Below are 18717 nucleotides of genomic sequence, written 5' to 3'. Positions count from 1 at the left end.
TCCTCCGGGAAGCGGCGGAAACGCTTTTGCGCCACCGGGTTTAGGCTTGATTGGCCAGCGGGCGGAGTATACATTCCTCCCCATCATGTCCGAGCGCAAGAAACCATATCCCTTTGACGTTTTTGAACCCAAATGGCAGCAGATCTGGGACGAAAGGAAAACCTTTAAAGTAAGCAATCCCGGAGAAGAGGGCTTTGACGCGTCCAAACCCAAATACTACGTGCTGGACATGTTCCCCTACCCCAGCGGCGCGGGCCTGCACGTGGGCCATCCGGAAGGGTATACCGCCACGGACATCGTGGCGCGCTTCAAGCGCATGAACGGCTTCAACGTCCTTCACCCCATGGGGTGGGACTCCTTCGGCCTTCCCGCGGAGCAATACGCCATCAAGACCGGGCAGCACCCCTCCGTCACCACCTTCCGGAACATTGACAACTTCCGCCGCCAGCTCAAGATGCTGGGCTTCTCCTATGACTGGGACCGGGAAATAGCCACGACGGACCATGAATACGTACGCTGGACCCAGTGGATCTTTCTCCAGCTCTACAACTCCTACTACAACAGGGAACTGAAAAAGGCGCGCCCCGTCTCCGAACTGGAGGAACAGGGGCTGAGCCGCGAGGAAATCGACCAGCGCCGCCTGGCCTACGTGGCGGAAGCGGCCGTCAACTGGTCCCCGGACCTGGGCACCGTCCTGGCCAACGAGGAAGTGGAGGAATGGAAATCCAAGGGCCACCGGGTGGAACGCCGCCCCCTGCGCCAGTGGATGCTGCGCATCACGGACTACGCGGAGCGCCTCATTGACGAACTGGAGCCGCTGGACTGGCCGGAATCCATCAAACTGCTCCAGCGCAACTGGATAGGCAAATCTGAAGGGGCGGAAGTGGACTTCACCCTGAACGGGGAAACCATCACCGTTTACACCACCAGGCCGGACACCCTCTTTGGAGCCACCTACATGGTCCTCTCCCCGGAACACCCGCTGGTGGACACCATCACCACGCCGGAACAGAAAGACGCCGTGGAACAGTACCGCGCCCAGTGCGCCTCCAAGAGCGACCTGGAACGCACGGACCTCTCCAAGGAAAAAACGGGCGTCTTCACCGGAGCCTATGCCGTCAACCCCGCCAACGGGGAACAGGTCCCCGTCTGGATTGCGGACTATGTGCTGATGGGTTACGGCACGGGAGCCATCATGGCCGTTCCGGCCCATGACGAACGCGACTTCGCCTTCGCCCAGGTATTCGGCCTCCCCATTCTCCAGGTGGTCCAGCCGCCCAGTGAAGACATTGACTGGCGCGGCTTCTGCGGTTATGAAGGCGCCAGCGTGAACTCCGGCTTCCTGACGGGGCTGCCCACTCCGGAAGCCAAGGAAAAAATGATCCTCTGGCTGGAGGAAAACGGCAAGGGCCGCCGCAAGGTAAACTACAAGCTCCGTGACTGGCTCTTCTCCCGCCAGCGCTACTGGGGGGAACCCTTCCCCATCGTCTGGGAAGACGGCCGCCACCGCGCCCTGCCGGAAAGCGAACTCCCCGTGCTCCAGCCCGATCTGGACGACTTCGCCCCCACGGGCGACCCCCGCGGCCCGCTGGTCAGGGCCACGGAATGGATTGCGTACACTCCCACGGCCCACCGTGAAACGAACACCATGCCCCAGTGGGCCGGCTCCTGCTGGTACTACCTGCGCTACCTGGATCCGGAAAACACGGAACGCTTCGTCAGCCGTGAGGCGGAACAATACTGGATGGGCTCCACCGGCAACCCCGGAGGCGTGGACCTGTACGTGGGCGGCACGGAACACGCCGTGCTCCACCTGCTCTATGCCCGCTTCTGGCACAAGGTTCTCTTTGACCTGGGCTACCTCACCACCAGCGAGCCCTTCCAGAAGCTCGTCAACCAGGGCCTCATCCTGGGGGAAGACGGCCAGAAAATGTCCAAGTCCCGCGGCAACGTCGTCAACCCGGACGACATCGTCCGCGAATACGGAGCGGACTCCCTGCGCCTGTATGAAATGTTCATGGGGCCTCTCAAGGACGTGAAGCCCTGGGCCACCAAGGGGGTGGAAGGCATCTCCCGCTTCCTGGCCCGCGTCTGGCGCGTGGCCTTCCGGGAAAACCAGGAAGGCGAATGGGAAATCAACCCCAAGCTGGCGGCGGACGCTCCGGAAGCCGACGTGCTCCCCGTGCGCAAGGAACTGCACAAAACCATCAGGAAAGTGACGGAAGACATCAATGACATGTCCTTCAACACCGCCATCGCCAAAATGATGGAATGCACCAACGCCATGACCTCCGCGGACGTGGTGGACGTACAGGACTATGACGCCTTCCTGACGCTGCTGAACCCCTTTGCCCCCCATCTCACGGAAGAAATTCACAGCCGCCTGCAAGCGAAATTCCCCGCCCTGGCGGAAACGCAGCTCTGCCAGAAAAACTGGCCTGTCTGGGAGGAAGCCCTGCTGGTGGAAAACACCGTTCCCATGGTCATCCAGGTGAACGGCAGGCTGCGGGACAAGCTGGAAGTGCCCAAGGACATCTCCCGGGAAGAACTGGAAAAGCTGGCCCTGGCCTCCGCCAAGGTAAAAATCTTCCTGGACGGCGTCACCGTGCGCAAGGTAATTGTCGTGCCCGGCCGCCTGGTCAACATCGTAGCCAACTGACACCCCGGAAAGACTCTGCCATCATGACCATGATCGCCCCGTCCCTGCTGGCCGCCGACTTCTCCCGCATCGGGGAGGAAGCGCGCCGTGCCTTTGACTCCGGAGCCGACTGGCTGCACCTGGACATCATGGACGGCCACTTTGTGGACAACATCTCCTTCGGCCCGGAAATCTGCGCCGCCGTCAGAAAAGCGGTGGGGCCGGACCGTTTCCTGGATGCCCACCTCATGATTGAACGGCCGGACCACTACTTTGACCGCTTTGTCAAAGCGGGCGTCAACCTCATCTGCTTCCATGTAGAGCTGGGGGACCCCCACTACATCCGCGACACCCTCAGGCGCATCCGGAAAGCCGGAGTGAAAAACGGTCTGGCCGTCAACCCGGCCACTCCCTTTGACGCCGTAGTTCCCTACCTGGAGGAAATAGACCTGCTGCTGGTCATGTCCGTGGTGCCGGGCTTCGGCGGACAATCCTTCATGCCCTCCGTGCTGGACAAGGTGGAAAAAGCCGCCGAATGGCGCACGGAGCACCAGGCCCCTTTCCTGATTCAAATGGACGGAGGAATCGGCAAAGACAATGCCGCGCAGTGCGCCCTGGCCGGGGCGGACGTGCTGGTGGCGGGCTCCTCCACCTTCAAGGCTCCGGACATGGCCCGCGCCATTGCGGAAATGAAGTAACCTGCGAACGGTCCTTACCCAGCCCGTTATTCCGGAAAATCAAAAAATCCGGCATTCCCGGGAGGAGTGCCGGACTCTTTCATTCATGGCTCCGTTAATCAGAACCTGCGGCGGCGCATCAGCAGGGCGGCCAGCCCCAGCAGGCCGAGGGAGGCGGAAGCCGGTTCCGGCACGGCAGCCAGCGTCACTTCCGCCCTCAACGCCGGTCCCCATACGGAACCCTCCGTACTGGTAAAGCCCGCATTCTTATACACATCCCCGATGTCCACGCCGTCGGCTTCCTTGCCAAGCCTCAATCTGGCGGAGGAAAAGCTCACGTCACCCCAACTGGTGGCATCTGAAATCTGCGTCGTCGTAAAAGCCACGTAATAAGTTACGCCGCTATCAAGCTGCAAATTATTGAACACGGCCTTCTCCCAGGAGGCCGCTCCGTCTCCGGCGCCATCTCCGGCCATGTCAATGGTGGTCGTGGACTGCCCCACGAACGTCGTTCCGTCCTTGGTGGCGGCGGAGGAAAAAATCGTCACGTACAGCCCGTCGGTGGCATCCGTCCTGTTCGTCGCCTTGGCAATATCCAGTGATTGCAGGAACACCGTGGAATTCGGTGAAATCCCTTCCCCGGAGGAAAGAAGCATGTGGTCCAGGTCAAAGGAAAAACCGTAATAGGCTCCGTATCCCCCGGAAGTCAGGGTGGAAGGATCGTCTTTGGTCGTCGTGCTCAACACAGTAGCCGCCTGTGCCGTTGCCAGGCTGGCCAGAACACCAAGAATACATAGGCACTTCATAAATTTATTCTTATTAATGGGTGAAATACGGAATGGAACCCGTTGCCCAAGGAAATAGCGGATTATGAATCCGTTAAAGATTCTACAATCCGGAAAAGCTGTCCATCTCCAGGCCCCGGCTTGGCTGGAAAAAACACCAAATGGACATTCCATCAACATTTCCCACATTCACTTTTTACGGCCGCATATCGTCTGGTAGTCCAGGACCTCCCGGCTCTGATGGATGCCCTCACCGGAATGCAGTGACGGCTATTAAAAAAAACTTCCGCTATGCTCCAGAAAGAGTTTCAACAACGAAAAGCAGGAACTCTGCCGCTTTCAGGCGCCAGTGCCGCAAAGCCACACTCCATCAACACTTCCACCGTCCCCTTTCACAGCCGCATATCTCCCGGGAGCCAGGGCCTCCCGTCCTGATGGAGGCCGCCGCTGAAGCGTAAAGATGGTTATTAACCATTACTGGAACGAAAAGAAAGCCCATTACATCAGGAACACCCTCTGACAATTCCCATGATATGGACAAGCTCAAATTCTCCAAAACCTTTTTCTTTCAATTTTGTAAGCTTGACTCCGGATTCATAATCCGGAGACATCATGGCCGCACCCCTTCCCGGACCGCAGCTACTCCGCAGAGACGCCCATCATATCTCCCTGACGGGCAAACAACTCCATGCCTTCCGCCGTCTTTTCCAGAAGGTCGGGAGCCAGGCGTATTCTGCCCGGTTCAAAAAAGCACATCACCGTGGAGCCTCCAAAGGCAAAATACCCCTTCTCCCCCCCTCTTGCGGCGGGAACGTCCGGAACGTACGTCTCCTCAATCAGCCCCACCCCGGTGGCGCCCACCTCCAGCATGGCGACCTCTCCCCACAACTCCGACCGGATCAGGGTCAAATTCCTTTTATTAGTCCATAGCCACGCCAGCCGGCGGCGCAGGCAGTACGGAGACACGCTCGCCAGCGGACCGCCCAGCCTCGTCCACGGGCCGGGCACCCCGGACACCGGAAAATGAAAACGGTGGTAATCCGTGGGGCACAGGCGCGACAAAACGACGGCGCCTTCCGCATACCGTCCGGCCAGCGCTTCACTCCCCATAAGGGAGGGCAGGTCAAAACTCTGCCCCTTCACGAAAACGCTCTTGATTCGGTCAGCGCGTTCCCAGCCCATGTGCCGGGCATCCGCGGGAAAAACGGCCGTATCCTCCCCACCGGCCAGAGGGCGAGCTCCCGGTTTCAGGCGGCGGTAGAAAAAATCGTTGAAATGCTTGAACTCTCCCATCCCCTTGAGGGAATCCTCCATATTGATGCCGTACTCCTCCACAAAAGAGTGGATGGAACGCGCGCTGGAAGGACGGTTCTTCAGCCACCCCAGCAGACGGGAAAAAACGCCGCGCTTGATCAGGACATGCAGTGCAGCCCGGCCTGTGGAAGTGCCGTAAATCCATTGCAGGTACTTCTCCCCCAGCACCTGTTCCCGTTCTTCCCTGCCCGTGTAGCGGTTGTAATAGCGTATGCCCTCCATGAAACGCCTAGAGTGTCGCCCGCTTCCCCATTTGTCCAGCCGAAAGAGACTCGCCGCTTCCTATTTCTCCTGTGCGCGCTCCGGATCCTCCTCCATACCGGAATCCTTTCCTTCCGCCGCGCGGTCATACCATTCCCGTGCAAGATTCAAATCCTGCGGAACTCCATTGCCGTGTTCATAACAGGCGGCCAGCAGGTACTGGGCGTCCCTCTCGTCCGCGTCCACAGCCTTACGCAGCCAGTACATGAACAAATCCTCATTCTTCTCCACCAGGCCGCCTTCCCGGTACTCCAGGGCCAGGTCAAACATGGCCTCCGGCTTGCCCTGCTCCGCTGCAAGCTGCAGCCAGTGCAGGGCCTGCGTATCGCTCTTCTCCGCGCCCAGGCCTTCATGAAAACAATCATACAGGTCAAAGGCGGCATCCGCATCTCCCGCATCCGCCTTCTGCTTCAACCCGGGCAACGCCCTGTGAAACCACTCCTCCGCCCGGTCCGGGTCCTTCTCCACGCCGTCCCCCTCCTGGTAAATGCGCCCCAGACGGAACTGGGCGGAGGGATTCCCGGCTTCCGCCTGCCGGACGATCTTACGTTTCCACTCCTCCAGAAACTTCTTCATCCTGCCGCTTCTCCATTTCAGCGCCACCAGAAAAACGACCGCTACCAGCACCATCAGCAAAATAGGCGTCCATTCCAAAAAATCATTCAACCAGTCTATATGCATCTTATCTTTATATTGGATTGCTCCGGCTTCATCCATCACAAACTGTGAACGCGGAAAAATATCCCATGCCGCAGGAAATGCACCGCTTGCCTGCTTCCCTTTTCCGGACAGACTGTCCGGAAACCATAATAAACCATCCGGAAAGTTGTTCATCCGGCGTCCTCCCCAACATAAAAACCCTCCTTAAAAGAATATTAAATAAATAACCATTTAAAACCATTTATCAAAATAATCACCTCCCTTACCATGCAGACATCATTAAAAACAACTGCACTATTCATTCTACGCACCCCGTGAGGGTGCGACTGACATGGACAAGCCGCTTTGTCTTGGCTCCCGGGTTTCAATCCACGCACCCGTGAGGGTGCGACCCCATCAGCCCCCCCCACTAAATTTGATTGGCAGAGTTTCAATCCACGCACCCGTGAGGGTGCGACTCTGAAATCGGGGAGTTGTTCACCATCCCCAACAGTTTCAATCCACGCACCCGTGAGGGTGCGACTGCTGACTGGCAACGGTAATCCTCAGCAACTCTGGTTTCAATCCACGCACCCGTGAGGGTGCGACCCTCATGTGCCGGACATGGCCGCGGCTGGTGAAGTTTCAATCCACGCACCCGTGAGGGTGCGACACGATTCAAGATGCGGTTAATGCCGGAATTGTGGTTTCAATCCACGCACCCGTGAGGGTGCGACCTAATACTTTTATATCTCTAATACACCTTCGGTGGTTTCAATCCACGCACCCGTGAGGGTGCGACAGCTTGGAAGGAGCCGAAAATGGCCGATATGGTAGTTTCAATCCACGCACCCGTGAGGGTGCGACTGCATCCTTGCAGTATGCTATGACATTAAGCCTGTTTCAATCCACGCACCCGTGAGGGTGCGACAACTAGTGTATGACAAGAGTTTTGCCCATGACCTGTTTCAATCCACGCACCCGTGAGGGTGCGACGGCCTGGAGGATACGGGTTGAGCATCAAGGACGCAGCAAGGGGTTTGCGCCAACCTGATGCGGAAGCCGGATACGGTCAGGCCCGATAAGAGGTGATTCTTTTGTCAATATCCATTTCCCAATCACTTGCAGCAAGCGTCGGTCTCCCGGGAATTTTCTGTGAGCTTGGGGTTGGCGCAAGGCGGCATCAGACGCGGCGTTATTCCGTAATATTCCATCTTCGCCGCGTCCGGTCCGGCTTGCATTCAACTTGGTTCATTGATGCTAGCCGTTCCCCTCTGCCGCGTCCAGCAACATCTTCCATGTTCCTTCAAACAGAACCGTGCATCCCCGGAGCCGCCAACATGGAGACACATAAACAACAGGCCTCCCGGGCGGCGCGCCGTTTTCCCCATTGCCGGAAGCCGAATTCCCCTCCGGTTTCCGCTGCCATTAAAAAGGAGCCGCCCTTGCGGACGGCTCCCGTTAACGAATGAATGACGGAATATCCCTTACAGGGCCGTCGGAATTTCCTTGCCCAGTTCGGACGCCTTCTTGGCGGAGCCGTCCCCGGCAATGCGTTCCAGAATCACGTCCTTGTAGCTCATGCCGCCCAGGATGATCGGCAGCACATGCACGTCGTGAGGAACCATTACGTCCAGCACGTACGCCTCCGGGGATTCAATCATGCGGGTGATGGCCGCCGGAAGTTCCTCTATGCGGAGCACGCGCTCGCACTTGACGCCGAATCCGGCGCAGATGAGCGGGTAGTTCGGGTAGATGACGTCTTCCGTCTTGTGGGTGGGGTCATAGCTGTCGTGCGGGTCCGCCAGGAAGGTCTGGGCCCGGTTGGAGTCATATTTCAGGTCTTCCCACTGCACCACCATGCCCAGGTGCTGGTTGTTCAGGATGATGCATTTGACAGGCAGGCGCTCCACGTGAATGGTAGCCAGCTCCTGAATGTTCATGAGCATGGAGCCGTCTCCGTCAATGTTCACCACCAGCTTGTCCGGACAGGCCAGGCACACGCCCATGGCGGCGGGAAGGCCGTAGCCCATGGTTCCCAGGCCGCCGGAGGTAGCCAGACGACGGGGCTTGTCGAATTTGAAGAACTGGGCGGCAAACATCTGGTGCTGGCCCACGCCCGTGCAGATAATGGGATCCTTGTCCGCCGTCTGGCGGTAGAGTTCCTCAATGACGGCCTGCGGGGAGATATAGCCCTTGCGGTCTTCATAGGAGAAGGGGTATTGCTTCTTCCAGTCTTCAATCACTCCGAACCATTCCGGAGTGCGGGTAAAGCCGGAGGATTTGCGTTCCCAGCCTTGAGCGGCCAGAGCGGCGTTGAGAACCTGGAGGGCGTCCTTCACGTTCGCGCGGATGGGGTGCGCCACCTTCTTGTTCTTGTTGATCTCGCTGGCGTCAATGTCAATGTGGACGATGGTGGAGTCCGGGCAGAACATGTTGACGGCGCCGGTCACGCGGTCGTCAAACCGGGCGCCCAGGGCGATCACCAGGTCCGCTTCATTCACGGCGTTGTTCGCAAACACGGCTCCGTGCATGCCCAGCCAGCGCAGGGAAAGAGGGTGGGTCTCCGGCATGGCTCCTATGCCCATCAGGGTGGTCGCCACGGGAATCTGGGTGCGTTCCGCAAATTCCAGCAGGTCCGCGGAGGCTTCCGCGGAGATGATGCCGCCGCCGGCGTAAATGACGGGACGGCTGGCGCCTTCAATCAGCGGAATGAGTTCTTCCAGCTTTTCCGTGGGAACGGGCAGCACAGGGTTGTAGCCGGGGAGATCCATCTCCATGTCGAAGTCCGGCGCAAACACGGCTTCCTGCACGTCCTTGGGCATGTCAATCACCACCGGGCCGGGACGGCCCGTGGAGGCGATGTAAAAGGCTTCCTTGATGATGCGGGGCAGTTCTTCCGGTTCCGTCACCAGATAGCTGTGCTTCACGATGGGGGCGGTCATGCCGAACACGTCCGTCTCCTGGAAGGCGCCGCGGCCGATCAGGGAACGCATGACCTGCGCCGTAATCGCCACCAGCGGAGTGGAGTCCAGATAGGCGTCCGCAATGGAGGTGATCATGTTGGTGGCGCCGGGGCCGGAAGTGGAGATGCAGACGCCCACCTTGCCCGTGACGCGGCCGTAGCCTTCCGCGCCGAACGCGCCGCCCTGTTCGTGGCGGGGCAGGATGGTCCGGATTTTGGGCTGATGGCTCAGGGCCTGGTGAATCGGCATGCTGGCGCCGCCGGGATAGGCAAAGACGACGTCTACACCTTCACGCACGAGGCATTCCACGAGCACTTCGGCTCCTGTCATGCGGGTTTTCGTCGGGGCGGATGATGTTTTGTCGTTTGTGCTCATGTGCAAATAATATTTTATTTGTTCAATAGGAAAAAAGGTTCTAGCGCATTCCGGGCGTAATGTGAAGCCTTTTCATTAAAATGCAGGCGTGCATCCCGGGAGGAGGGGAAGGCCGGAAAGCGCCCCTCTGCGGAAGCCGCTGGAGAGGGAATCAGGCCAGGGACGCGCGGCGGACGTGCACGCAGTCCATTCCGGCGGCTGCGGCGGCCTTCATGCCGGGTTCCGCGTCTTCAAAAACCACGCAGCGGTCCGGGGATGCCCCCAGAAGTTCCGCCGCTTTCAGGAACATGTCCGGCGCAGGCTTGCCATGCTCCACTTCATCCGGCGTCAGAATCACGTCAAAAAGACCTGAAAGTCCGGCGGCGGCCAGCGTCCGGGACGCTCCCGGCATGGCGCTTCCCGTGGCGATCGCCTTGGGGGCGTCTCCCAGGGAATGCACGAATTCCACCACCTCCCGGATGGGCTGCATGCCCTCCTCTTCCAGCATTTCCAGATAAATGCGGCGCTTGTCCGCAGCGGTAGAAGCAGCATCCATGTGCATGCCGTACCGTTCGTTCAGAAAACGCACCACGTCGTTGGCGGATTTACCGCCGCAGGAATAAAATTCATCCGCCAGGAACACGCGGTCCGGCGCCCCCGCACGGGCCAGGGCCTTGCGCCATGCCTTGTAATGGAGCGGCATGCTGTCCACCAGGGTGCCGTCCAAATCAAAAATATATCCTTCATATTTTTTTTCAGGCAAATCCACGCGTTTCTTCATAACGGGGGCACAGGATGCCACAAACCCTTTTTCCGGTAAAGCCCGCAGTCTGCCCGCGCTTAGGAGGAATGCCTTAAAAAATATATCAAGAGCTTGACATTTTGTCCTGTTATTCTAATGTTTCTGCCACCTCGAAACGGAAACCGAACCTCTTTTAAAACATGGCCAATACCAAATCCGCACTCAAGCGCATCCGTCAGACAGAAACCCGCACCGCCCGCAACCGCGCTGTGTCCTCCAAGCTGAAGACCCTCCGCAAGAAGATTGCCACTGCGGTGGAAACGTCTGACAAGGAAGCCGCTGCCGTTGCCTATAACACTTTCTCCTCCGCCGTTGACAAGGCCGCCAAGGTGGGCACCATTCCCGCCAACCGCGCCGCCAACTACAAGAGCAAGGCCGCCAAGGCCATCGCAAAAATCGCCTGAGTTTTCACTTCGGTTTTCTGACGATCTTTATGGCAAGCCGCTCTGTTCTGCTGAGCGGCTTGTTTTATTTTCCCCTCCCATGCAGCAATCCCGCCTGGATAAAGCCAAACTGATTATTGACCGTCCCGGGGACTTCAAGGTTTGCGAAGCCTGCGGCTCCATCGTGTCCCTGACCACTGCCGTGTGTCCCAACTGCAACGCCTACCGTTTCGACTCCAATACGGAGTACGTCGTGGAACAGGCCGTACTGCTTGCCTCCCGGGAACAGCGTTCCGTCACCCCGGAAGACCTGGAAAATTAAGGAGTCCCGCCCGGCGCCGTTTTCCGCCGTATTCCTGTTTCTCTGTTTTCCTCTCCCGCGGGTTCGGCCACCGCTCCGTTTTCGTGAGAAAAACGGCAGATGCCTTCCCGACGGAAGGCGTGCCCATTTCTCCGCATCCCTCCAGCTCCGGATGCGCGCCGCTACTTGCGCAATTCTGCAATGCGCAGGATAGTGGCCTCAATCAGGTTGGCCGGGCATGAAGCGCCCGCCGTAATCCCCACCTTCAGGGATTTGCCCAGATTCTGCACCACCGGTTCCGTGGTCATGCGGCGGACTTCCCGCGTTTCCGTGTCAAAGGCATCCACGTACTGGATGGATTTGATGCTTTCTGCGGATTCAATGAAATACGTGGGCACATGCTCCTTGGCGATATCCACCAGGTGCGTGGTGTTGGAACTGTTGTAGCCGCCCACCACGAACATGACGTCCAGAGGGTTCTTCAACAGCTCGTACAGGGCGTCCTGGCGGTCCTGGGTAGCGCCGCAAATGGTGTCGAACACATAAAAATTATCATCGTCCCCGTCCCTTTGGACGACGGCGTCCTTCACCATCCTCTGGAGCGTCTGCGTCTCCGTCTTCAGCATGGTGGTCTGGTTGGCGATGCCCACTTCCTCCAGATCCCGGTCCGGATCGAATCCCGGGGAATAACAGCCTTCAAACCGTTTCAGGAACGCCTCGCGGTCTCCGCGGCCCAGCATGTAGTCGCACAGGATGCGGGCGTCCTCCAGATCGTAAACCACCAGGTATTTCCCCTTTCCCCGTTCCCCCAGGGCCCGGGAGGCCGTGGCGCTGGTTTCCTCATGGGTGGCCTTGCCGTGAATGATGGAGGTAATCCCCATGGCGGCGTAATTCTTCACCCTTTTCCAGACCTTCATCACGTCCCCGCAGGTCGTGTCCACAATCTGCACGCCCTTTTCCTCCAGCGCATCCATGAAGGGAGTGGGCACGCCGAACGCGGGAATAATCACCACGTCGTCCGCGGCAATCCGGTCATAGGAGGAATCAAGCTGCTTCCAGGGAAGCTTCTGAATGCCCATTTCCTCCAGCTGCCGGTTTACCTCCGGATTGTGGATGATGTCCCCGATCAGGAAAATCCGCCGGTCCGGGAATACCCTGCGGGCCGCATACGCTATGTCTATGGCGCGGCGCACGCCGTTGCAGAATCCAAACTCCCTCGCCAGGAAAAATTCCGTGTGGCCCAGGTTGTACACGTTGCCCGCAGACCGGATATGGGAAATCAATTCACTCTGGTAATGCTGCTGGATTTCCTTCTCCACCTGTTCCATCACCTCGGCTCGTCTCACATTCACTCTGGCTTTGCGGGTTGAGTCCTGATTCATGCTCACAGCTTCCACACTTTCCTTCTTTCGTCAAGACAATCACAGCTTGCCAACCGGGGCTTTTCACGGTATGCACAGGCGCATGCTCCTGGCCCTGGCCCCCATGAAAGATGTGACGGATCTGGCTTTCCTCAAGACGTTGAAGGACTTGAATTCACTGCCGGATTATTTCATCACGGAGTATTTCAGAACGGTGGCCCATCATAAAAAGATGTCGCCATACATCCTGCGCTCCATTGATGAAAATCCCACGGGGCGCCCCATTTACGGCCAGCTCGTGGGCCATGAGCCGGAGTACCTGGCGAGGGACGCGCTGGCCCTGATGGAGCACGACTGCGCGGGGGTGGACCTGAACATGGGCTGCCCCGCCCCGATGGTGTGCAGGAGAAACGCCGGAGGGGGCATGCTGCGCTCCCTGAAGGCCATGGACGCGGCCCTGGGCGCGCTCCGGGACGTTCTTCCCGCCGGGGCCTTCACCGTCAAATGCCGCCTGGGGTACGAGACTCCGGACGAGTTTGAACGCATTCTCCCCGTGATTGCCGCCCACACCCCGGACAGGGTGTGCATCCACGCCCGCACCGTACGGGAAGGCTACCGCTCCCCGGTGCATCCGGAATGGGTAAAATGGGCCGTGGAAGCGCTGGACTGTCCGGTGGTCGCCAACGGCAACATTGTGGATGCGGCCACGGCGGACGCGTGGGTGCGGCTGGCCCGGCCCGCAGGCCTGATGATCGGGCGCGCGGCCCTGCGCAATCCATGGATATTTTCCCAGCTTCACGCCCGTTTCCAGGGTAGCGCCCCTGCTTCCCCCACCTTCCGGGACGTGCTGCATTACATCCGCCGCCTCCATGAGCGCACGCTGGAAATGCAGGAGCGTTATGTGGAGGAAAAACACATCCACCGCATGAAAAAATACCTGGTTTACACCGCGCGCGGGCTTCCGGATTCCTTTGACCATTACATGAAAAGGGCGAAAACCTCCCGCGATTTCATGCGCATTTGCGAGGATATCCTGGACAATGACGCCCCGTTTGCCCCCACGCCGCCGGAAGACACGCACCTGTTCGCCCATTTCCATGCCCTACTTGCGCAAGAGGAAGCTTGTCTCCCTCCCGGAATTCAGGTATGAATTCCGGTGTTCATGAATCCGCTGCCTTCCGCCCTTCTCCTGGGCCTGACCGCCGCTCTCTGCGCCGCCCATGACGCCATTCCGGACGGAGTGGAATTCCTGCGCGCCTACATGCCCGCGCAGGACAGGGAAACGATTACGGAAGAACGGCTGAACCGGGAAGTCCGCCTGGCGCTGGACGCCCGCAGCCAGTTCCCCTGGGCCGGCAAGGTTCCGTGGGAGCTTTATGAAAACAACGTGCTCCCCTATGCCGTGGTCAACGAGCCGCGCGACGAATGGCGGGAACAGTTCCACAACCTCTTTGCGCCGCTGGTTTCCGCATGCAAGACGGGCCGGGAAGCCGCCCTCACGATTGCCTCCTGCATCCAGAAAACCCTGAATGTGCGCTATTCCACGGAAAGAAGGGTTCCTCACCAGGGGGTGAAGGAATCCCTGCAATCCGGCAAGGTTTCCTGCACGGGCCAGAGCATCCTGCTCGTCTGCGCGCTCCGCTCCGTGGGCATTCCGGCCCGCATGGCCGGCGTCCTTACCTGGAACCATGTGCGCGGCAACCACAACTGGGTGGAAGCCTGGTGTGACGGGGAATGGAAAATGCTGGAGTACAACGAGAAGGATTTCAACACCCCGTGGGTGATGTCCGCCATCAGCATGCTGGACCCCCGCAAACCGGAGAACGCCATTTACGCCACCTCCTGGAAGAAGGAGGGCGCCGGAGAGTTCTTCCCGCTGATATGGGAAGCCCGCTACGACGAAAAACGGCGCGCGCTGACCTTCCCTCCGGAAAGCCGGACCGTCCCCGCCGTCAGGATCACGGACCGTTATATGAAACTGGCGTCGGACTGGGTGGCGGCACAGCCGGAGTACCTGCCGGGCAGCAGGCTGATGCTGGATATCAGGGATGGGAAGGAAGGCAGCGGCAGAAGACTGCCCCTGCGCGTCGTTCTCAAGTCGGAAGAAGGGAAAGTCCTGGCGGAAGGCACCACCCCCGGCCCATCCCACGACATGAGGAAGTTTCTGGAAGTGCGCCTGCCGGACAACGTCTCCCGCGGCATTCTGGAATTCATGCTGCCCGACGGAACAGTGCGCCATGAACCCGTGGCCCATACGGAAGCCCCGGTGCAGATTTTGAATTTCTCCGTGACCGCTCCATGAGGATTCCCCTGTTTTTCAATAATACGGCGCGCAGCGCCAGGGCCGACCGCTTCCGCCGCTGGCTGGACGGCCGCCGGGATCTTTTTGACGTCATTGAGCCGGAAAGCAGGGAAGACATGCTGCGCCACCTGGCCGCCCGGGCGGATTCCGGAACTCCCGTCGTGGCCGTGGCGGGCGGGGACGGCACGCTGGGCGTGGCGGCCAGGGCCCTCTGCAATACGGAAACGGCGCTGGCCCCCTTCCCCGCGGGAACCATGAACGTCTTCTCCCGTGAAATAGGTATCCGGCAGGATTTTGACCACGCCCTGCATGTTCTGAATGCGGGACGTCCCAGAGACGTGGACCTGTTCGCCTTCAACGGGCAGCCCTTTCTCCAGATGGCGGGCATAGGCGCGGACGCCCGTGCCGTGGAACTGACCACGTGGGAAATGAAAAAGAAATGGAAGGCCTTCGCCTACGTCATTGCCGGCGCCCGGGTTTGCACGGAGCGGCAGCCCCGGCTGACCCTGTCCACGGATGACGGGCGGGTGGTGGCAGGCCGTTCCATCCTCTTCGGCAACGGGCGCAGGTACGGCGGACCGCTGAATTTCTTTGCGGAAGCGGATAATGACGACGGTCTTCTGGACGCCGTGGTTTTCAAACATTCCATTCCCTCCATCATCGGGGAATGCCTGATGGCCGCCGTCCACGGAGGCTTCCATTCCCGGCGGAACGGCTCCTTTGAATATATCCGGATGACGGGGGGAACCGTCATTTCCGCCGGACAGGCCGCCTGTGAACTGGACGGCGATTATATGGGCAACGCCCCGGTCCGCATCACGCGCCACGGCACGCTGAAGGTATTCGCCCCCTGAAGCGGAGCCGCAAAAGGCTTCCTTCAACAGGCCGCCCCTGCGCGCCTTAACTGAGCAGAAAACGGGTAAACGTATCCAGCATGCAGGAAAGATGGACGGTGTGGCCCTCCGGAAGCCCGGTGAAGGCCAGTACAATGGCGGCATCCATCAGGGCCGCGACGCCAATCCATTTGACCATCGCCGGAAGCGGAGAGGCGGAAGGTTCGTAAAAGCTCCAATCTTCCTTCACAAAGGAGAAATCCTCCCCTGAATCAAAACGGCGGAATTGTTCCTCCAATTCCTCAACCGGCATTTCATGGGGGCAGACGTAGCCATGGGCGTCATCCCCCACCTCGCAATAATAAAGGCCGTTACCCACCGGAACGGACTGCATGTGCATTCCGTCCCCGCCAACAAGGGAGATATGGGCTTTATGAGAAGAGTTCCCGTAGCGGAGGAACAATTCATCCAAGCTGCCGCACGTTTCTCCGTTAAACAGATAACGAGGGGAGGCTGTCATTTTCTTATTTATAAAAATGAGACACCGGAACACAAGAATTTTTGACAGGAGAGATGGCGCATCCCTGTCATACCCGCGGAAACAGCGCAAAAAGACCGTACCGGCAAGCGGTACGGCCTGAAACAAAGGGGAAATTTTCCCGGAGGGAATGCTACATGCCCATGATCTGATAGCCGCCGTCCACGTAAATCACCTGTCCGGTGATCGCGGCTGCGCCATCGCTGGCCAGGAAGACGCCGGTAGCGCCCAGTTCCTCGCCCGTGCAGGAACGGCCCAGGGGGGCATGTTCCTCATACACCTTGAACATGGTGTTAAAGCCGGAAACGCCGCGTGCCGCAAGCGTCTGCATGGGACCCGCGCTGATGCAGTTGACGCGGATGCCGCGGGCGCGGCCCAGATCATACGCCAGATAACGGGTGCAGGCTTCCAGGGCGGCCTTGGAAACGCCCATCAGGTTGTAGTTCGGCACCACCTTTTCGGAACCCAGGTAGGACATCGCCAGAATGCTGCCGTTGTCGGACATCATGGGCTCCACGGCGCGGGAAAGGGCCACCAGGGAGTAGGCGGAGATATCCAGGGAAATCTTGAATGCCTCGCGTCCCGTATCCAGGAAACTGCCGCCAAGGGCTTCCTTCGGGGCAAAAGCCACGGAATGCAGCATGCAATCCACCTTGTCCGTGTGTTCCCGGACTTTTTCAAAGAATGCATTGATGGATTCATCATTGCTGACATCCAGATCGTAAACGGGGACGTCTTCGCCGAAGTTTTCATGGATCAGCTTAAGCACGCCGTCCTTGAGGCGTTCGCCCTGATAATTGAAGATGAGCTTTGCGCCCGCTTCATGCCATGCCTTGGCAATTGCGAACGCGATGCTGCGCTTGTTCGCCACGCCGATTACGACACCAACTTTGCCTTCGAGTAATTTACTTGACATAATGGTAAGTGAATACTGCCCTACTTTCCTTCATTTGACAAGAAAAACGGACGTCACGGCGCTCCGTCAGGCTCCCGTCTGCTGGCGGCAGGCCTTGACCGTGTTAGCCATCAGCATGGCGATGGTCATCGGCCCCACGCCGCCGGGCACGGGGGTAATGGCCCGGCACTTGGGCGCCACTTCATCATAGGCCACGTCTCCAACAATCCGGTAGCCGCGCTTGGCGGAGGCATCTTCCACGCGGTTGATGCCCACGTCCACTACCACGGCGCCGTCCTTCACAAAATCAGCCGTCACGAATGCGGGCCTGCCTATCGCCGCCACGATGATGTCTGCGGAACGGCAAAGCTCCGGCAGGTTCTTCGTGCGGGAGTGGGCCACCGTAACGGTGGCGTTCGCCTGCTTGGACATCAGAAGATGGGCCATCGGCTTGCCCACGATCATGCTGCGGCCGATGACCACGGCATTCGCGCCCGCCGTTTCAATGCCGGCCGCCTGCAACAGCCTCATGCAGCCCAGCGGGGTGCAGGGCACAAAACCGGTTTCATCCTCCAGCACCAGCTTGGCGACGTTCTCCGGGTGGAAGCCGTCCACATCCTTGGCGGGGTCTATTTCCAGGACCACGGCCGCCTCGTCGATATGGGGGGGAGGCGGGCTCTGCACCAGAATGCCGTGGATGGAGGGGTCCGCATTCAAGTCACGGACGATCTGGAGCAGTTCTTCCTGGGAGGCATCCGCGGAGAGAACGATTTTACGGGAGTTCATTCCCAGCTCCGCGCATTTTTTCACCTTGGAATTCACATACACCTGGGAGGCGGGGTCCTCCCCCACCAGAACCACGGCCAGGCCGGGCGTTATTCCCTGTTCCCTGAGCCGGGCAATGTCCTTTCCAACCTCTTCCAGCACCTGGGAGGCTACCTGTTTTCCGTCGATGATTTGCATAATAATGATTGATTAAGTGGCGGGAAGTCCGGAAGCCCCTCGCTCAGCAGCCCGGCCAGAAGGCGGGCGTAGTCCGCTACCTGCTCATCCGTTGCGTCCGGAGGAATGAACAGGCGCTTTTTCCATAGAATGTTCACGTTGGAACACGGCTTGGGAATGGCGTAGCGGTCCCAGGCCTTGTTCAGCCTCCAGCAGCTTTCATATTCGATGCACACGGGAACGATGGGAAGACCGGACTGGGAGGCCATCTTGATGATGCCGTGGTGCACCTGGTAAATGGGGCCCTGCGGACCGTCCGGGGTGAGGCAGAAGCAGACGTCCCCCTCCTGCACCTTCCTCATCATTTCCATGTAGGCCAGGGCTCCCCGCCGTCCTGAGGAACCGCGGACGGAATCCAGGCCGAAGTGTTTGCATACGGCCTCCACCAGGGCGCCGTCCTTGCTGGCGCTGGTGAGCACGCACATCTTGAGCGGCTTCTGGGCCAGGGACCAGGCGTAGCCGGGCACCGTCGTGCGGTTGTGCCAGAGGGCCACCAGGAAGGGCGCCGTGTAGACGTCGTCGTGCTCCTCCTTGATGGAGCGGATATTCAGGCTCATGCAGATGGGCTGGAGCAAGGACCACAGGCCGAAGCCGGCCAGCTTGGTCCACCAGCGGGAACGCTTTTCGGACGTTTTTCGGACAATGGGATTGAGCAGCAACATGAAT

Annotated in this window: 17 protein-coding genes and 1 CRISPR repeat array; of the genes, 7 read left to right on the top strand and 10 right to left on the bottom strand. The window is 59.3% G+C overall.

Annotated elements, in window-relative coordinates; genetic code table 11:
- Window positions 1-85 precede the first annotated feature (85 nt).
- Both leuS and rpe read left to right on the top strand, forming a co-directional pair.
- Entirely contained in the window at window positions 86-2659 is a 2574-nt protein-coding gene (gene leuS, locus QSJ36_RS00655; RefSeq protein ID WP_285466105.1) for a leucine--tRNA ligase, read from the top strand.
- A gap of 23 nt (window positions 2660-2682) precedes the next feature.
- Window positions 2683-3336, top strand: a complete 654-nt coding sequence (gene rpe, locus QSJ36_RS00650; RefSeq protein WP_022396713.1) for a ribulose-phosphate 3-epimerase — start codon at window positions 2683-2685, stop codon at window positions 3334-3336.
- A 98-nt stretch (window positions 3337-3434) separates the two neighbouring features.
- Here rpe and QSJ36_RS00645 read toward each other — a convergent pair whose 3' ends face one another.
- The 5 genes from QSJ36_RS00645 to QSJ36_RS00625 form a co-directional block, all read right to left on the bottom strand.
- Entirely contained in the window at window positions 3435-4121 is a 687-nt protein-coding gene (locus QSJ36_RS00645; RefSeq protein WP_146019258.1) for a PEP-CTERM sorting domain-containing protein, read from the bottom strand.
- Window positions 4122-4739: 618 nt separating this feature from the next.
- Window positions 4740-5636: a phosphatidylserine decarboxylase gene (locus QSJ36_RS00640; protein ID WP_285466101.1), complete on the bottom strand. Its 897-nt coding sequence runs from the start codon at window positions 5634-5636 to the stop codon at window positions 4740-4742.
- A gap of 60 nt (window positions 5637-5696) precedes the next feature.
- Window positions 5697-6356, bottom strand: coding sequence for a tetratricopeptide repeat protein (locus QSJ36_RS00635; protein WP_285466100.1), 660 nt, complete (start codon window positions 6354-6356; stop codon window positions 5697-5699).
- A 275-nt stretch (window positions 6357-6631) separates the two neighbouring features.
- Window positions 6632-7310: direct repeats of the CRISPR family, unit length 31 nt; unit sequence GTTTCAATCCACGCACCCGTGAGGGTGCGAC.
- A 491-nt stretch (window positions 7311-7801) separates the two neighbouring features.
- Window positions 7802-9610 carry a biosynthetic-type acetolactate synthase large subunit gene (gene ilvB / locus QSJ36_RS00630; protein WP_257995609.1) on the bottom strand — a complete coding sequence of 603 codons (1809 nt, stop codon included), beginning with the start codon at window positions 9608-9610 and terminating at the stop codon, window positions 7802-7804.
- 196 nt (window positions 9611-9806) lie between these two features.
- Entirely contained in the window at window positions 9807-10415 is a 609-nt protein-coding gene (locus QSJ36_RS00625; RefSeq protein ID WP_022396708.1) for a beta-phosphoglucomutase family hydrolase, read from the bottom strand.
- Window positions 10416-10576: 161 nt separating this feature from the next.
- Here QSJ36_RS00625 and rpsT point away from each other — a divergent pair, with 161 nt between their 5' ends.
- Together rpsT and QSJ36_RS00615 are read left to right on the top strand one after the other, a co-directional pair.
- Window positions 10577-10840 carry a 30S ribosomal protein S20 gene (gene rpsT, locus QSJ36_RS00620; protein ID WP_022396707.1) on the top strand — a complete coding sequence of 88 codons (264 nt, stop codon included), beginning with the start codon at window positions 10577-10579 and terminating at the stop codon, window positions 10838-10840.
- Window positions 10841-10919: 79 nt separating this feature from the next.
- A complete protein-coding gene (locus QSJ36_RS00615; protein ID WP_022396706.1) occupies window positions 10920-11141 on the top strand; it encodes a hypothetical protein in 222 nt (73 codons plus the stop codon).
- A gap of 161 nt (window positions 11142-11302) precedes the next feature.
- Here QSJ36_RS00615 and QSJ36_RS00610 read toward each other — a convergent pair whose 3' ends face one another.
- The gene (locus QSJ36_RS00610; RefSeq protein WP_022396705.1) at window positions 11303-12502 is read right to left on the bottom strand and encodes a 4-hydroxy-3-methylbut-2-enyl diphosphate reductase; all 1200 of its coding nucleotides are present in this window, start codon (window positions 12500-12502) and stop codon (window positions 11303-11305) included.
- Window positions 12503-12584: 82 nt separating this feature from the next.
- Here QSJ36_RS00610 and QSJ36_RS00605 point away from each other — a divergent pair, with 82 nt between their 5' ends.
- The 3 genes from QSJ36_RS00605 to QSJ36_RS00595 are packed head-to-tail and all read left to right on the top strand — an operon-like array spanning window position 12585 to window position 15637.
- Window positions 12585-13631 carry a tRNA-dihydrouridine synthase family protein gene (locus QSJ36_RS00605; protein ID WP_285466097.1) on the top strand — a complete coding sequence of 349 codons (1047 nt, stop codon included), beginning with the start codon at window positions 12585-12587 and terminating at the stop codon, window positions 13629-13631.
- A 12-nt stretch (window positions 13632-13643) separates the two neighbouring features.
- On the top strand, window positions 13644-14783 hold the full coding sequence (locus QSJ36_RS00600) for a transglutaminase-like domain-containing protein (protein WP_285466096.1): 1140 nt from the start codon (window positions 13644-13646) through the stop codon (window positions 14781-14783).
- Window positions 14780-15637: a diacylglycerol kinase family protein gene (locus QSJ36_RS00595; RefSeq protein ID WP_285466094.1), complete on the top strand. Its 858-nt coding sequence runs from the start codon at window positions 14780-14782 to the stop codon at window positions 15635-15637. Before QSJ36_RS00600 ends, QSJ36_RS00595 begins: the two co-directional genes overlap by 4 nt.
- A gap of 46 nt (window positions 15638-15683) precedes the next feature.
- Here the strand turns inward: QSJ36_RS00595 and QSJ36_RS00590 are convergent, their stop codons facing one another.
- From QSJ36_RS00590 to QSJ36_RS00575, 4 genes are all read right to left on the bottom strand, one after another.
- Window positions 15684-16010 (bottom strand): hypothetical protein, encoded by a 327-nt coding sequence (locus tag QSJ36_RS00590; RefSeq protein ID WP_285466092.1) that lies wholly within the window; start codon window positions 16008-16010, stop codon window positions 15684-15686.
- Window positions 16011-16287: 277 nt separating this feature from the next.
- Window positions 16288-17070 (bottom strand): enoyl-ACP reductase, encoded by a 783-nt coding sequence (locus QSJ36_RS00585; RefSeq protein ID WP_285466090.1) that lies wholly within the window; start codon window positions 17068-17070, stop codon window positions 16288-16290.
- A 66-nt stretch (window positions 17071-17136) separates the two neighbouring features.
- On the bottom strand, window positions 17137-18012 hold the full coding sequence (gene folD, locus QSJ36_RS00580; protein WP_285466088.1) for a bifunctional methylenetetrahydrofolate dehydrogenase/methenyltetrahydrofolate cyclohydrolase FolD: 876 nt from the start codon (window positions 18010-18012) through the stop codon (window positions 17137-17139).
- A complete protein-coding gene (locus QSJ36_RS00575; protein WP_022396698.1) occupies window positions 17985-18713 on the bottom strand; it encodes a lysophospholipid acyltransferase family protein in 729 nt (242 codons plus the stop codon). The genes folD and QSJ36_RS00575 overlap by 28 nt, the downstream gene beginning before the upstream one ends.
- Window positions 18714-18717 lie beyond the last annotated feature (4 nt).

This window comes from Akkermansia sp. NBRC 115031 (genome assembly GCF_030268505.1).
Lineage (GTDB): Bacteria > Verrucomicrobiota > Verrucomicrobiia > Verrucomicrobiales > Akkermansiaceae > Akkermansia > Akkermansia massiliensis.
The sequence above is the reverse complement of the archived record's forward strand: the minus strand, read 5'-3'. Positions and strand labels throughout refer to the sequence as shown.

What these genes read in the sequence shown, in the direction of transcription:
- leuS (WP_285466105.1), top strand. Translation starts at nt 86, where the DNA reads ATGTCCGAGCGCAAGAAACCATATCCCTTTGACGTTTTTGAACCCAAA.
- rpe (WP_022396713.1), top strand. Translation starts at nt 2,683, where the DNA reads ATGACCATGATCGCCCCGTCCCTGCTGGCCGCCGACTTCTCCCGCATC.
- QSJ36_RS00645 (WP_146019258.1), bottom strand. Translation starts at nt 4,121, where the DNA reads ATGAAGTGCCTATGTATTCTTGGTGTTCTGGCCAGCCTGGCAACGGCA.
- QSJ36_RS00640 (WP_285466101.1), bottom strand. Translation starts at nt 5,636, where the DNA reads ATGGAGGGCATACGCTATTACAACCGCTACACGGGCAGGGAAGAACGG.
- QSJ36_RS00635 (WP_285466100.1), bottom strand. Translation starts at nt 6,356, where the DNA reads ATGCATATAGACTGGTTGAATGATTTTTTGGAATGGACGCCTATTTTG.
- ilvB (WP_257995609.1), bottom strand. Translation starts at nt 9,610, where the DNA reads ATGACAGGAGCCGAAGTGCTCGTGGAATGCCTCGTGCGTGAAGGTGTA.
- QSJ36_RS00625 (WP_022396708.1), bottom strand. Translation starts at nt 10,415, where the DNA reads ATGAAGAAACGCGTGGATTTGCCTGAAAAAAAATATGAAGGATATATT.
- rpsT (WP_022396707.1), top strand. Translation starts at nt 10,577, where the DNA reads ATGGCCAATACCAAATCCGCACTCAAGCGCATCCGTCAGACAGAAACC.
- QSJ36_RS00615 (WP_022396706.1), top strand. Translation starts at nt 10,920, where the DNA reads ATGCAGCAATCCCGCCTGGATAAAGCCAAACTGATTATTGACCGTCCC.
- QSJ36_RS00610 (WP_022396705.1), bottom strand. Translation starts at nt 12,502, where the DNA reads ATGAATCAGGACTCAACCCGCAAAGCCAGAGTGAATGTGAGACGAGCC.
- QSJ36_RS00605 (WP_285466097.1), top strand. Translation starts at nt 12,585, where the DNA reads ATGCTCCTGGCCCTGGCCCCCATGAAAGATGTGACGGATCTGGCTTTC.
- QSJ36_RS00600 (WP_285466096.1), top strand. Translation starts at nt 13,644, where the DNA reads ATGAATCCGCTGCCTTCCGCCCTTCTCCTGGGCCTGACCGCCGCTCTC.
- QSJ36_RS00595 (WP_285466094.1), top strand. Translation starts at nt 14,780, where the DNA reads ATGAGGATTCCCCTGTTTTTCAATAATACGGCGCGCAGCGCCAGGGCC.
- QSJ36_RS00590 (WP_285466092.1), bottom strand. Translation starts at nt 16,010, where the DNA reads ATGCAGTCCGTTCCGGTGGGTAACGGCCTTTATTATTGCGAGGTGGGG.
- QSJ36_RS00585 (WP_285466090.1), bottom strand. Translation starts at nt 17,070, where the DNA reads ATGTCAAGTAAATTACTCGAAGGCAAAGTTGGTGTCGTAATCGGCGTG.
- folD (WP_285466088.1), bottom strand. Translation starts at nt 18,012, where the DNA reads ATGCAAATCATCGACGGAAAACAGGTAGCCTCCCAGGTGCTGGAAGAG.
- QSJ36_RS00575 (WP_022396698.1), bottom strand. Translation starts at nt 18,713, where the DNA reads ATGTTGCTGCTCAATCCCATTGTCCGAAAAACGTCCGAAAAGCGTTCC.